The sequence below is a fragment of the Rhodovulum sulfidophilum DSM 1374 genome, assembly GCF_001633165.1.
GTDB classification, from domain to species: Bacteria; Pseudomonadota; Alphaproteobacteria; order Rhodobacterales; family Rhodobacteraceae; genus Rhodovulum; species Rhodovulum sulfidophilum.
On record NZ_CP015418.1, the window covers coordinates 3764135 to 3776938 of the forward strand.

Genomic DNA, 12804 nt, shown 5'->3' on the forward strand with positions numbered 1-12804 from the left:
TCATGAGCGATTTGTTCTGGCTGACGCAGGCGCAGATGGGCTTTGTTGCACAATCGAAGAAATCAGCGGCTGCAGCGGCTTGTACGAAGGGTTTCTTGCTCGCCAAGCAGCGCAATGTCCGGCCTCGAAAGCCACTCGGCGACGCAAGATCCTTCGATTATGCAACAAAGCTGCGCAGATGGAGCACCTGCGTCCATTCTTTCCGAAATGCCGTGGTATGCCACACGTGGATGACAGGCTGTCATTGCGCAGGGGCCGGACAGGCTCTTCTCGATCTGCGCTTGCAGCGAATGGCGACTTCGCTTCCGATCCCGAAACGGCTATGGAGCCGCGTATCGCAACACGTGGGGCGTTTGAGCACACAGGAGGTGTACTTGCTGCGGAAACTCGCCCTTACAGTGGAGCCCGTTGACCGCGAGACGCTCCCGTCGCTGTTTTCGCGCATGGCAATCCTGAATGGAACCGACGCTGCCAACTTCGCCCTCGATCTCGGTACCACCTTTCGGCGTATCCTGGAGCAGGACGAAGAGGCCGTCGCGATTTTTGCAGAACGCGCAGGGCTGTCGGCCATGCAACTCGCCGAGCTGCTCTCCTGGACAGGTGAACGCATCGGAGACGTCCGGATGCGGTTTCGGAAGGAAGTTTTCGTCTCGCGGGCCCTACGAAATCCGATCATTCGGGGCTGTCCACACTGCATGCGTGAGCATGCAGCCGATCAACCCCATCCATTGCGGTACATTGCCTTGCGGGGGGACTGGCTCTGCAGAGGTGTTGATATTTGCCACCGTCACCACCATCCGCTGGTTCCCTTGTGGTCTAGCTCGCGCCCCATCGAACGGGATGATATCGGCGCGCGATTGGCGGAAATCCTGCCGGACCTGCGAGCAGGATCATTCGACTGCGCGCGCATTGATCCTACCGACTATGACCTTTGGCTTGATAAGCGTCTATCGCAGGGTATCGCTGCGGACGACACATGGCTGGCGTCACAGTCGGTGTTTCCGGCAATCACACTCTGTGAGTTCATCGGTGCCGCCTTGCTGCGCAAACAGGGCAAGGCCCCGGACGATCGGCGCGCCAAGGCCACGGGCTTTGCCTATGTCTCGCAAGGCCCTGATGGGGTCCGAGCGGCTCTGGACATTCTTATGCGATCGGAGGACGGAGGCCACATCGTAACGCAGGGAGAGTTGGGTCCGCTCCTCCGACACCTTAGGGGCAGCTATCTTGATGACGATACCTTTGCGGGCTTTCGCAGCATCCTTCGTGACTATTTTCTGGAAATATGGCCGTTGGCGCCAGGGGATGACCTTCTCGGGCAGGCCGTGACAGAGCGGCGCCTCCACTCCCTCACGTCAGCATCCAAGGAAACCGGCATCGGCCCGGCTGTGCTGGATGATTTCCTGACAGAAGCGGGCGCGTTTGCGCCCGGTGACAAGCGTGCCGATGCCCGCAAGACCTTTGATGCGAAGGCCTGGCAGCACATTCTTGATGAAATCCCGACACTGGTTGGTCCCATTGCGCTGCGAAAGGCAATCGGCGCAACCCTGGCCGAACTGAACGGGTTGAAGGCAGACGGTGTCCTCGTCCCGAGGACCAATGTCGCAACGATCAAATCGCCTTGGCGGATTGCGGACGGCCAAGCTCTTCTTGAGGAGCTGGAGGCCTATGCGCAGCCGGTTGCCGCAGAGGAGCCAGGGTGGGAGAGGATCCAACTCGTTCACAAGCGGCTGGACCTTCCTGTTGGCGAGATCATTGCGGCCATCCGGACGGGTTCTCTGCGCCTGGGTCAGCGTCCTGATGTGTTCGGCTACCACGGGCTTGTGGTGGAAATCACTGAGGTTGCTGCGTTCAAGGCGAAGGCCGCGCCGAAGCGCAAGCCATCGACCGACCAGGGAGAGGTGACCGCAGCGGCCTTCGCCCGATCGGCGGGTATTCGGGGGAAAGGTCAATTCCTGGCTCTGATCGAAGGTGGTTACACGCCTGCGATGTTGGTTTTGAATCCTACGACCAGGCGTCGGGAATGGCGCATGAGCCGCGACGATATCGCTGCGTTCGAGGCCATCTATACGACGCCATCGATGCTGTCGGCCGAAACCGCTGCGCATTTGAACACGATTCGGGCCGTTCTGCAGAACGAAGGTATCCAGCCGTTCCGCCCGAACGGCTTGGATGTGGGACCGGTCTATCTTCGCAACGCTGTTGAGCCGGTTGTGGCACTCCTGAAATCTCAGGGAGGTAAGTGACCGCTAGCCACGGGGTATGCTGAAATACCGTTCTACCCCAGTGTGCTAGAAGAAACCTTCGACACGGCCCCCCAAGTCTCTTGACAGGGGGTGTGCATGAAAACCGCCAAATCGTGCAAGCTTATGGTGCATTGGCAAATTTTCAATGGTGGCGGGCCGTGGAGGACTCGAACCCCCGACCTGAGAATTAGAAGTTCCCTGCTCTAATCCAGCTGAGCTAACGGCCCGTACTTCCTTCGGCTGTATTAGCCAAATCTCTTACCTTGTCAACTTGACCATCCACGGAAGAAATGAATAAAAGCAACACAATTTCAAATATTTATCTCATAGCAGGAGGTTGCAGCTTGTCATTTCCGCTCTTGTGGTTGAGCACGAGGCCGTCGGGCTTCGATATCGGTTCGCCACTCGCCGACCAACGCCACAGACGATCCCTCCCAAGCATATGTTTTGAAATACTATCACAAGGCCCCCTCAGCTTGAACGCAGCCTTCGCGGATCCGCCGCCGAACACTGCGTCTGTTCTGCAAACCGGCGATCTGACGCCCCCCGCCCCGGCGCGTGGCCCGGAGTCGATCTGCGCAAGACAGTACATTCGCGCATTTTTCGGGAACGGGCTGCCCCTGCCATAGCAACCTCGCCTGCCACAGGACGCCCTGCGTCCGGCGCGGGGCCACGCCACCCGAGGGCCGCGACATGGATCGGGTCACCTGTACGGCCGAAGAGGTCCGCGTTTTCGCTCGGACGATGGCCTCCGCTCGACGCCCCTGCCTTCCGGATCGTCAGGGCCAATTGAGGCTTGGAGACAGGCAGCCGATTCGGCCGTCGGCCCAGGCAACGATACGCGTCGTCGGAGAGAGAAGGTGGCGGGCGCCTGCGACCGTGAAGAATTCTCTTTTTGTTTCCATCAGATCAGACCACTCCGCGAAAACGAAATCGCACCGGGACTGAGCGGCCGACGGTTAGACCTGTGGATCGTCTGCCCCGCGCCGTCACCCGGTCTCCGGCGCACGGCGAACTCGGCAGGCCCGGGCCGAGATGGAGCCGGGCGGCCGGCGAGGCAATTGCATCGCCCCCCTTTCACTGACCGTCGAATCCCCTATGCTGGGGCCAACACAACCTAGAGGTATCAGCGCAATGTCCGACCGGATCGAGTATGGCAATCTGATGCATGCCGCGATGCGGAGTCTGATCCGCACGGTTCTGTCGGATGTCGCCGCCGACGGATTGCCGGGCGAGCATCACTTCTTCATAACCTTCGACACGACCCATCCAGAGGCGCAGCTGGCGGACTGGCTGCGGCAGCGCTATCCTTCGGAAATGACCGTGGTGCTGCAGCACTGGTACGATCACCTGTCGGTCGGCGATGACGGCTTTTCGGTCACGCTCAATTTCGGCGAAAGCCCCGAGCCGCTGTTCATTCCCTTCGATGCGATTCGCACCTTCGTCGACCCTTCCGTCGAATTCGGGCTCCGCTTCGAAACCCAGGACAGCGACGAGGACGAAGACGAGGAGGAGGACGCCTCCGACCTGCCCGAGGCCGAGCCGCATGACAATGACACCGGAAACGGCGACGCCCAGATCGTGAGCCTCGACAAGTTCCGCAAGTAGCCCGTCCGGACCGGCCGCACGGGCATTGCTCCGAAGCACGGCGCGGCCTATTAGCTGGGCCGAACCCGACCGGAGGATTGCGATGACCGAGACCCGCACCGAAACCGACAGCTTCGGCCCGTTGGACGTGCCCGCCGACAAGTACTGGGGCGCCCAGACCCAGCGCTCGATCCAGAATTTCCCGATCGGCTGGGAACGCCAGCCGGTGGCCATCATCCGCGCGCTCGGCGTCATCAAGAAGGCCTGCGCGCTGGTCAATATCGACCAGGGCGGGCTCGACCCGAAGCTGGGCGAGGCCATTGCCGCGGCGGCGCAGGAAGTGATCGAGGGCCGGTTCGACGACAACTTCCCGCTGGTGGTCTGGCAGACCGGCTCGGGCACGCAGTCGAACATGAACGCCAATGAGGTGATCTCGAACCGCGCCATCGAGATGCTGGGCGGGGTCAAGGGCTCGAAGGACCCGGTGCACCCGAACGACCATTGCAACATGGGCCAGTCCTCGAACGACACCTTCCCGACCGCGATGCATGTCGCCATCGGCATGGTCGCCCGCGACGTCCTGCTGCCGGGGCTGGAAAAGCTGCACGAGGCACTGAGCGCCAAATCGGACGAATTCGCCGACATCATCAAGATCGGACGGACCCATACCCAGGACGCGACGCCGCTGACGCTGGGCCAGGAATTCTCGGGCTATGCCAAGCAGGTCGAGAAGGGCATCACCCGCATCAAGGCCGCCCTGCCCGACATCTATGAACTCGCCCAGGGCGGCACCGCCGTCGGCACCGGGCTGAACACCAAAAAGGGCTGGGACGGCCGCGTCGCGGACCGGATCGCCGAAATCACCGGCCTGCCCTTCGTCACCGCCGGGAACAAGTTCGAGGCACTGGCCGCGCATGACGCGATGGTGATGTTCTCGGGCGCGCTGAAGACGGTGGCTGCCTCGCTGTTCAAGATCGCCAACGACATGCGGTTTCTGGGCTCCGGCCCCCGCTCGGGTCTAGGCGAGTTGATCCTGCCCGAGAACGAGCCCGGCTCGTCGATCATGCCCGGCAAGGTCAACCCGACCCAGGCCGAAGCCATGACCATGGTCTGCGCCCATGTGATGGGCAATGACGCGGCGGTGGGCTTTGCCGGCAGCCAGGGCCATTTCGAGCTGAACGTCTACAACCCGATGATGTCCTACAACGTGCTGCAATCGATGCAGCTTCTGGGCGACGCGGCGTCGAGCTTCACCGACAACATGGTAGCGGGCACCAAGGCCAACACCGCCCGCATCGACAAGCTGATGAAGGAAAGCCTGATGCTGGTGACGGCACTGGCGCCGACCATCGGCTATGACAACGCCACCAAGGTCGCCAAGACCGCGCACAAGAACGGCACGACGCTGCGCGAAGAGGCCATCGCGCTTGGCTTCGTCGATGCCGAGACCTTCGACCGCGTGGTGCGGCCCGAAGACATGATCGGTCCCAAGGACTGATGACGGGCGGCGTCGTCAACCTGCGTCAGGCGCGCAAGGCCCGCGAGCGGGCCGCGAAGAAGGCGCAGGGCGACGAGAACGCCGCCCGCTTCGGCCGGACCAAGGGTCAGAAGGCGCGGGAGGAGCTTGATGCCACCCGCGCCCGCGACGCCCTCGACGGCCACAGGCGGACCCCGGACGACGAGGCATGAGCGGGCGGCCGGTCAAGCGCTCGCTGACGCTCCGGGGCCACCGGACCTCGGTCTCTCTGGAAGACGAATTCTGGCGCGCGCTCCGCGAAATCGCGGCCGAGCGCGGGATCGCGGTCAACGCGCTGGCCGCCGAGATCGACGAAAGCCGCGGCATGGATGTCGGGCTTGCCTCGGCGCTTCGGGTGCATGTCCTGACCCATTTCCGGCGCCGCCAGGACGAGCGCTGAGCGCCAGCTTTTCTGGTCTGGGGACGCGGCGGCATGCGTTCACCAGCCAGCTTCGCAGAGAAGCTGAAAGCCACATCCCAAACGTCAGGACCGCCGCAAAGAGGACCATTCCCTTGGGAGCGTCCGCGGCGAACAAACAAACGAAATTTGAGAGACATCCGGGCGGAGCGGCGGCTTGTCACGGCCGCTCTCGCCGGTTTTCAGCCCTTGGTGGCCACGACGACCAGCCAGGGCGGGCGCGAGGGCCCGGGGGTCGGGCCGCCCGCCCCTACTCCTCGACCGACAGCGCCACGAAGCGGGGCTCGCCCTGCCGGCGGACCAGAAGCAGAAGCGACTTGCGCCCGGCATCGCGGGCTTCCTCGATCCGATCCTGCAGATCGGCGGCGGTGGCGACCTGACGCTGCCCGGCTTCGGTGATGACATCGCCCGCCCGCAGGCCCTTGGAATAGGCCTCGCCGGTCTCGTCGATATCGCTGACCGCCAGCCCGTCGGCCAGGTTCCCGACCCCGAGCTGATCGCGCAGCTCGTCGGTCAGCGGCACCAGCGTCATGCCGAGGATCTCGGCCGCCTCGGGTTCGGGCGCAGAGGAGCCGTCGGAGGAGCCGCCCGCACCGGCGCCTTCCGCCGTCTCGCGACGGCCCAGCGTCACCAGCAATGTCTGCGTCTTGCCCTCACGGAACACGACCACCCGCACCGCCTTGCCGACCGGCGCATTGCCGACCTGACGCACCAGACCGTGGGTATCCTCGACCTCGATGCCGTCGAAAGAGAGGATCACGTCGCCAGACTGCATGCCCGCCTCGGCCGCCGGGCCCTCGGGCACATCGGTCACCAGCGCGCCGCGCGCCTGGTCGAGCCCCAGCGCCTCGGCCATGTCCGGGGTCACGTCCTGGATCCGCACGCCGAGCCAACCGCGCCGGGTCTCGCCGAATTCCTTGAGCTGCGAGACGACATTGGCCACCACCTCGGAGGACATCGCGAAACCGATGCCGATCGAGCCGCCGGTGGGCGACAGGATCGCGGTGTTCACGCCGACGACCTCGCCATTCATGTTGAAGAGCGGCCCGCCCGAATTGCCCTTGTTGATCGCGGCATCGGTCTGAAGAAAGTCGTCATAGGTGCCGCTGAGCGCCCGGCCGCGGGCCGAGATGATCCCGGCCGAGACGGAAAAGCCCTGCCCCAGCGGATTGCCCATCGCCATCACCCAGTCGCCGACCCGCATCGCCTCGCTCTTGCCGAAGGGCACGAAGGGCAGCGGCTTGTCGCTTTTCACCTTCAGAAGCGCGATGTCGGTATTGGGATCGGTGCCGACCACCTCGGCCTCGAGCGTGCCGCCCTGGAACAGCTCGACCTGGATCTCGTCCGCCTTTTCGATGACGTGATTGTTGGTGACGATATAGCCGTCTTCCGAGATCACGAAGCCCGAGCCCAGCGCCTGGCTGCGCCGCGGCGGCATGTTCGGATTGCCGTCGGGGTTCATGAAATCGCGGAAGAAATCCTCGAAGGGCGAGCCTTCGGGCAGCAGCGGATTGGGACCGGTCCGGCCCTCGACCGTGGTCGATGTGGTGATGTTGACCACGGCCGGGCTGACCTTCTCGGCAAGATCGGCAAAGCTTTCGGGCGCGGCACGGGCCAGGGCGAGGCTCGTCTGTGCCATGAGAAGCACCAGGCCCAGCATCAGCGCCCAGAGCGGACGCAACCGTTCCGACGACGACCACGACGCGCTCCGGACCGAAAGAGAGATGGCCTGAGATGTCACCGATATATCCTCCTGAAAGCTGTGCCGGCATCCCTCGCGCAAGGGACCGTTTCCCGTGAGTTATGGCGCCAGCGCACCCCTGCAAGCAACACGGGGACGGACCCGGTCGCCTCAACAGGACGTGAGTGGCTCTTGCGGCAAGTGTTTCAGCCCCAAAGCGATTGAGCAAGCCAAACGAGACCCGTGCCGAGGGTGATCGCGGCCAGCCCGATCAGCCGCCTTGTCTCGGCCGGAATGCGGCGGAGGAGCTCCAGCGCCTCCTCCAGACGCGAAGGGGCCAGTGCGAACACCAGCCCCTCGATGACCAGGACCATGCCAAGGCCCAGGACGATCTTTTCCATCGCGTCAATCCGCAGCCGGGCCTGCCGCCGCAGCCGGCGCCGAGGGCGCGGGCACCACGGGACGGTCGGCCCGTTCGAGATATTCGAAGAACTCGCTGTCGGGCGAGAGCACCATCGAGGCATTCCCCTTGCCGAACGCCGCCTTGTAGGCATTGAGCGACCGGTAGAACTCGAAGAATTCCTTGTCGGCGCCGAAGGCTTCGGCAAAGACCCTGTTACGCTGGGCATCGGCCTGACCGCGAATGATCTCGGATTCGCGCCGCGCGTCCGACACAAGCTCGACCACGGTCCGGTCGGATTGCGCCCGGATACGCTGCGCCGCCTCGTCGCCGCGGGCGATCTCGTCGGCAGCCTCGCGCTCGCGTTCGGCCCGCATCCGCGCGAAGGTGGCCTCGAGGTTCTGCTCCGGCAGGTCGGTGCGCTTGAGCCGCACATCGACGATCTCGAGCCCCAGCCCCTGCGCCTCTTCGGCGGCGGCGTTGCGGATCCGCATCATCAGCGCGGCCCGGTCGGAACTGAGAATGTCGTTGGACGAGACCGAGCCCAGCACCTCGCGGGTATTGGCGCGCAGCACGCTGTCGAGCCGGTCCTCGGCGGCCCGGATGCCGCCCACACCGACCGCCTGCCGGAACTGGACCACATCGGCGATACGGTAGCGCGCGAAGGCATCGACCACCAGACGGCGGTCGTCGGAGGGCGTCACTTCCAGCGGATCGATGTCACGGCTGAGAATGCGGTCGTCATATCTCACGACTTCCTGGATCAGCGGGATCTTGAAGGCCAGCCCGGGCTCGGACTTGACCCCCTTGACCTGGCCGAACTGCATCACGAGAGCCCGTTCCCGTTCGTCGACGATGAACATCGACGACAGGGCGGTGGCCCCGACGAGAATGGCGAGAGGGATGAGGAGTGCGCTCTTTTTCATGGATCAGTTCCTCCCCCCGGCTTCGCTGCGCCGCAAATCGTTCAGCGGCAGGTAGGGCACCACGCCGCCCGTCCCGGTCAGGTCCTTGTCGAGCATGATCATGTCGACCTTGCCCAGCACCTCTTCCATGGTTTCCAGATAAAGCCGCTTGCGCGTGACCTCCGGGGCCTTGGTGTATTCGTCCAGAACCGCGCTGAAGCGGCTGGCCTCACCCTCGGCCTCGTTGACGACGCGGGCACGGTAGCCCTCGGCCTCTTCGAGGATCTGCGCCGCCTCGCCGCGCGCACCGGCGACGACGCGGTTGGCATAGGCATCGGCCTGTTTCTCGAGCCGGTCGCGTTCCTGTTCGGCGGCCTGCACCTCGCGGAAGCTGTCGATGACCTCCTTGGGCGGGTCGGCCTTGTCGAAGTTCACACGCACGACGTTCATGCCGGAATCGTAGCTGTTCAGCGTCTGCTGGATCAGATCCGTCAGGCGCGAGGCGATCAGTCCGCGGTCCCGGTTCAGGATCGGCGCCAGTTCCGACTGGGCGATGATCTCGCGCATGGCCGATTCAGACACCGCGCGGATGGTCTGGCGCGGGTCGCGCAGGTTGAACAGAAACTTGGCGGGATCGTTGATGTTCCAGACCACCTGGAAGTCGACATCCACGATATTCTCGTCGCCGGTCAGCATCAGCCCGGCATCGACACCGGCCCGGCCCACGCCCATGTTCTCGGTCTGCTCGCGGGTGACCGGGATCACCTCGGCGCTGACCAGCGGCCAGGGCGCGAAGTTCAGGCCCGGATTGCCGGTATCGAGATAGCGGCCGAGGAAAAGCTCGACCGACTGCTCCTCGGGCTTGACCGTGTAGAACGAGGCCCAGGCCCAGGCCACGCCCGCCGCCAGCACGGCCAGCGCCACGCCGGTCCGGGTGAATTTCGGGCCGCCGCCACGGCCGCCGCGCCCGCCCATCAGCACGCGCAGCTGCTCCTGCCCTCGGCGCATCAGTTCGTCGATTTCGGGGATCTGGGGCGGCTCGTCCCCCGGGCCGCGTCCTCCGCCGCCACCCCGGTTGCCTCCGCCACCCTGTCCAGAGCCTCCGCTCCCCCAGGGACCGCCACTATTTCCAGCCATATGGGGTCTTACCTCTTGTCTTGCCCAATCTCGTTCTCGTTTTCGCGATGACTGCTGTGTAACTGGTCACCGCGCGCCCGAATTCAACCCGTGCGCACCGGGACCTTCATCGTCACCAGCTCTTCGGCCATGGTCGGATGCACCGCCACGGTCCGGTCGAAATCCTCCTTGGTCGCGCCCATCTTGATCGCCACCGCCGCCAGCTGGATCATTTCGCCCGCCTGATCGGCCACGATATGGCAGCCCAGCACCTTGCGGCTTTCGGCCGCGACGATGAGTTTCATCATCACCCGGTCGGGCCGCCCGGCAAAGCCCGACTGCATCGGCCGGAAGGCGGTCGAATAGACCTCGATCGGACCGCGGCCGCGCGCCTCTTCCTCGGTCAGACCGACCGAGCCGTATTCGGGCCGGGTGAAGACCGCGCCCGGCACCAGATCATGATCGGCGCGGGTCGGGTTGCCCTTGAACACGGTCTCGACGAAGGCCGCGCCCTCGCGGATCGCGACCGGCGTCAGCGCGATCCGGTCGGTGACGTCGCCCACCGCATAGACCGACGGCACCGAGCTCTGCGACCACTCGTCGACCGCCACCGCGCCATTGGCGCCAAGCGCGATGCCGGCCTCCTCGAGCCCCATACCGTCGGTATTGGGCCGCCGCCCGGTGGCAAACAGCACCGCGTCGAAGACCGCATCCCCGCCATCGGTGGCCTTGACCCAGAGCCCGTCCTCGACCCGGTCGATGCGCTGCACGTTGCAGCCGACGCGCAGGTCGACACCCTGCGCGCACATCGCCCCCGCGATATGGCCCCGCGCCTCGTCGTCGAACCCGCGCAGGATCTGCGCGCCGCGGTAGAACTGCGTGACCTCGACCCCGAGCCCGTTGAGGATGCAGGCAAATTCGCAGGCGATATAACCGCCGCCGACGATCAGGATCCGCTTCGGAAGGCTCTCGAACAGGAACACGTCATTCGAGGTGATCGCCAGCTCCGAGCCCGGGAATTCGGGCACGAAGGGCCGCCCGCCGGTCGCGATCAGGATATGCCGCGCGGTCTTCTCGGTACCGTCGGCCAGCCGCACCGTATGCGGATCGGCCAGCACCGCGCGGCTGTCGAAGATCTCGACGCCCGCACGCTCGAGATTGCCGCGGTAGACGCCCTCGAGCCGGGTCAGTTCGTCATCGAGCCGCGCCTTGAACAGCGACCAGTCGAACTCGCCGCCATGCACCTGCCAGCCATAGGCCCGCGCATCCTCGACGGCATGCGCAAAGCCCGAGGCATAGACCATCAGCTTTTTCGGCACGCAGCCCCGGATCACGCAGGTGCCGCCCATGCGGTATTCCTCGGCAAGCCCGACGCGTGCGCCCGCCTCGGACGCCGCGAGCCGCGCCGCGCGCACCCCGCCGGAGCCGCCGCCAATGACGAAAAGATCGTAATCGAAGCTCATGTCCCCTCCCTCAGAGATCGGCGAAGAGATTGTCGCTTTCGGGCAGGTCCACCCGGGCCTCCTCGCTGCCCTCGGCATCGCGCAGCTCGGCCCGGCCGTCGGGATGGCCGATCACCACCGCGTCGCAGATATCGATGAACAGCCCGTTCTCGACCACGCCCGGGATCTGGTTCAGGACCAGCCCCAGCTGGCGCGGATTGCCGATCCGGCCCAGATGCAGGTCGAGCACCAGATTGCCCTCGTCGGTGCGGAACGGCATCTCGCCCGCCATCCGGAGCGTGATCTCGCGGCCCAGCACATCGAGCCCCTCCAGCGCCTCGGCAATCAGCTTGCGGCTGGCCGACCAGCCGAAGCCGATCACCTCGACCGGAAGCGGAAACGCGCCGAGCTGGGCCACGGCCTTGGCCGGGTCTGCGATCACCACCATCCGGTCGGAGGCGGTCGCGACGATCTTTTCCTGAAGATGCGCGCCGCCGCCGCCCTTGATCAGGTTGAAGGCCGGATCGAATTCATCGGCGCCGTCGACGGTCAGGTCGAGCCAGCGCGCATCCTCGAGGCTGACCACGTCGATGCCGACCTCACGGGCCAGCGCCGCGGTCCGGTCCGAGGTCGGCACGGCGGTGATCGAGAGCCCCTCGTTGCGCACCCGCGCGCCAAGGCTCTTCACCAGCCAGGCCGCGGTCGAACCGGTGCCCAGGCCCACACGCATGCCGTCCTCGACCAGATCGGCGGCACGGCGTCCGGCGACATATTTGGCCAGTTCGATGGGGGAAAGCTCTGCGGCCATGATGCCTCTCCTTTTGCGGTCTCGGCCGTTATAGACGCCAAGCGCCAGGGCCGCGAGGCCGAATTGCCCGGAGCGGGCATCGAGGGCACGAGAAGACCGGCAAGGGAGAGGGGGTTCGTCGAGGGTTCGTCGGGGCCACGACCGTCCAATCCGGCGCCGACCGGACCCCGCAGACCAAACTGCCACAAGAGCCTTGCCGAGCGGTTACCGCCCCTCGCGGAGCCCCGCGATCACCGCCTGCAACAGCGCGGCGAACCGGGCGCGGTCCTCGGGCGCAAGCCGCGCCAGCGCGATGCCATTGACCTCGGTCGCGGCCTCGGTGGCACGCGCCTCCAAGGCGCGGGCCCGGTCGGTCAGCCGCACCCGGCGGGCCCGCCTGTCGGCCGCGTCCGGCTCGCGCAGGATCAGCCCGTCACGCTCCATCCGGTTCAGGGTGTTGGCGATGGTCGCCTGTTCCACATCCAGCCGCTCGACCAGATCGCGCTGGGTCAGCCCGTCTTCGCGCCAGAGCTCGAGCAGCACCATGAACTGCCCCGGCATCAGCCCCAGAGGCGCGATCCGCCGGGTCAGCGCCGCCGCGAAAAGCCGCGCCATGTGGTTGGCGAGATAGCCCGCCGAGTCGTCCTTGTCGAAGCTCATGCGCCGTCCTGTCATTGCATAGCCCGCTATTCAATGGCATTTTACATAG

At 65.2% G+C, this 12804-nt stretch carries 12 protein-coding genes and 1 tRNA gene; 5 read left to right on the forward strand and 8 right to left on the reverse strand.

The features are described 5' to 3' along the window. The first annotated feature begins 2 nt into the window (after positions 1-2). Positions 3-2243: a TniQ family protein gene (locus tag A6W98_RS17535; RefSeq protein WP_155734837.1), complete on the forward strand. Its 2241-nt coding sequence runs from the start codon at positions 3-5 to the stop codon at positions 2241-2243. Positions 2244-2392: 149 nt separating this feature from the next. On the opposite strand, the gene A6W98_RS17540 is transcribed toward A6W98_RS17535, so the two are convergent. Further along, positions 2393-2470 (reverse strand) — tRNA-Arg (locus tag A6W98_RS17540). Positions 2471-3377: 907 nt separating this feature from the next. Between A6W98_RS17540 and A6W98_RS17545 the strand changes: the two genes are divergently transcribed. The 4 genes from A6W98_RS17545 (at position 3378) to A6W98_RS17560 (ending at position 5746) form a co-directional block, all read left to right on the forward strand. Then, complete coding sequence (locus A6W98_RS17545) at positions 3378-3851, forward strand: SspB family protein (protein ID WP_042463814.1); 474 nt, start codon at positions 3378-3380, stop codon at positions 3849-3851. A gap of 82 nt (positions 3852-3933) precedes the next feature. Continuing rightward, complete coding sequence (fumC, locus tag A6W98_RS17550) at positions 3934-5328, forward strand: class II fumarate hydratase (protein ID WP_042463816.1); 1395 nt, start codon at positions 3934-3936, stop codon at positions 5326-5328. Next, positions 5328-5519, forward strand: a complete 192-nt coding sequence (locus A6W98_RS17555; RefSeq protein ID WP_042463818.1) for a DUF4169 family protein — start codon at positions 5328-5330, stop codon at positions 5517-5519. The genes fumC and A6W98_RS17555 overlap by 1 nt, the downstream gene beginning before the upstream one ends. Beyond that, positions 5516-5746, forward strand: coding sequence for a ribbon-helix-helix domain-containing protein (locus A6W98_RS17560; RefSeq protein ID WP_042463820.1), 231 nt, complete (start codon positions 5516-5518; stop codon positions 5744-5746). Before A6W98_RS17555 ends, A6W98_RS17560 begins: the two co-directional genes overlap by 4 nt. Positions 5747-6014: 268 nt before the next feature. Here the strand turns inward: A6W98_RS17560 and A6W98_RS17565 are convergent, their stop codons facing one another. The 7 genes from A6W98_RS17565 to A6W98_RS17595 all read right to left on the reverse strand — a co-directional run bounded on the left by A6W98_RS17565 (position 6015) and on the right by A6W98_RS17595 (position 12755). Further along, on the reverse strand, positions 6015-7505 hold the full coding sequence (locus tag A6W98_RS17565) for a DegQ family serine endoprotease (RefSeq protein ID WP_042463822.1): 1491 nt from the start codon (positions 7503-7505) through the stop codon (positions 6015-6017). 146 nt (positions 7506-7651) lie between these two features. Continuing rightward, positions 7652-7846, reverse strand: coding sequence for a DUF2065 domain-containing protein (locus A6W98_RS17570; RefSeq protein WP_042463824.1), 195 nt, complete (start codon positions 7844-7846; stop codon positions 7652-7654). A gap of 4 nt (positions 7847-7850) precedes the next feature. After that, positions 7851-8771, reverse strand: a complete 921-nt coding sequence (gene hflC, locus A6W98_RS17575; protein ID WP_042463826.1) for a protease modulator HflC — start codon at positions 8769-8771, stop codon at positions 7851-7853. 3 nt (positions 8772-8774) lie between these two features. Continuing rightward, entirely contained in the window at positions 8775-9887 is a 1113-nt protein-coding gene (hflK, locus tag A6W98_RS17580; RefSeq protein WP_042463828.1) for an FtsH protease activity modulator HflK, read from the reverse strand. 83 nt (positions 9888-9970) lie between these two features. Then, positions 9971-11329 carry a glutathione-disulfide reductase gene (gene gor / locus A6W98_RS17585; protein ID WP_042463831.1) on the reverse strand — a complete coding sequence of 453 codons (1359 nt, stop codon included), beginning with the start codon at positions 11327-11329 and terminating at the stop codon, positions 9971-9973. A 10-nt stretch (positions 11330-11339) separates the two neighbouring features. Continuing rightward, positions 11340-12116: a ribose-5-phosphate isomerase RpiA gene (gene rpiA, locus A6W98_RS17590; protein WP_042463833.1), complete on the reverse strand. Its 777-nt coding sequence runs from the start codon at positions 12114-12116 to the stop codon at positions 11340-11342. Positions 12117-12320: 204 nt separating this feature from the next. Then, entirely contained in the window at positions 12321-12755 is a 435-nt protein-coding gene (locus tag A6W98_RS17595) for a MarR family winged helix-turn-helix transcriptional regulator (protein WP_042463835.1), read from the reverse strand. Positions 12756-12804: the final 49 nt, after the last annotated feature.

What these genes read in the sequence shown, in the direction of transcription:
- A6W98_RS17595 (WP_042463835.1), bottom strand. Translation starts at nt 12,755, where the DNA reads ATGAGCTTCGACAAGGACGACTCGGCGGGCTATCTCGCCAACCACATG.
- rpiA (WP_042463833.1), bottom strand. Translation starts at nt 12,116, where the DNA reads ATGGCCGCAGAGCTTTCCCCCATCGAACTGGCCAAATATGTCGCCGGA.
- A6W98_RS17535 (WP_155734837.1), top strand. Translation starts at nt 3, where the DNA reads ATGAGCGATTTGTTCTGGCTGACGCAGGCGCAGATGGGCTTTGTTGCA.
- A6W98_RS17560 (WP_042463820.1), top strand. Translation starts at nt 5,516, where the DNA reads ATGAGCGGGCGGCCGGTCAAGCGCTCGCTGACGCTCCGGGGCCACCGG.
- A6W98_RS17570 (WP_042463824.1), bottom strand. Translation starts at nt 7,846, where the DNA reads ATGGAAAAGATCGTCCTGGGCCTTGGCATGGTCCTGGTCATCGAGGGG.
- hflK (WP_042463828.1), bottom strand. Translation starts at nt 9,887, where the DNA reads ATGGCTGGAAATAGTGGCGGTCCCTGGGGGAGCGGAGGCTCTGGACAG.
- fumC (WP_042463816.1), top strand. Translation starts at nt 3,934, where the DNA reads ATGACCGAGACCCGCACCGAAACCGACAGCTTCGGCCCGTTGGACGTG.
- hflC (WP_042463826.1), bottom strand. Translation starts at nt 8,771, where the DNA reads ATGAAAAAGAGCGCACTCCTCATCCCTCTCGCCATTCTCGTCGGGGCC.
- A6W98_RS17555 (WP_042463818.1), top strand. Translation starts at nt 5,328, where the DNA reads ATGACGGGCGGCGTCGTCAACCTGCGTCAGGCGCGCAAGGCCCGCGAG.
- gor (WP_042463831.1), bottom strand. Translation starts at nt 11,329, where the DNA reads ATGAGCTTCGATTACGATCTTTTCGTCATTGGCGGCGGCTCCGGCGGG.
- A6W98_RS17545 (WP_042463814.1), top strand. Translation starts at nt 3,378, where the DNA reads ATGTCCGACCGGATCGAGTATGGCAATCTGATGCATGCCGCGATGCGG.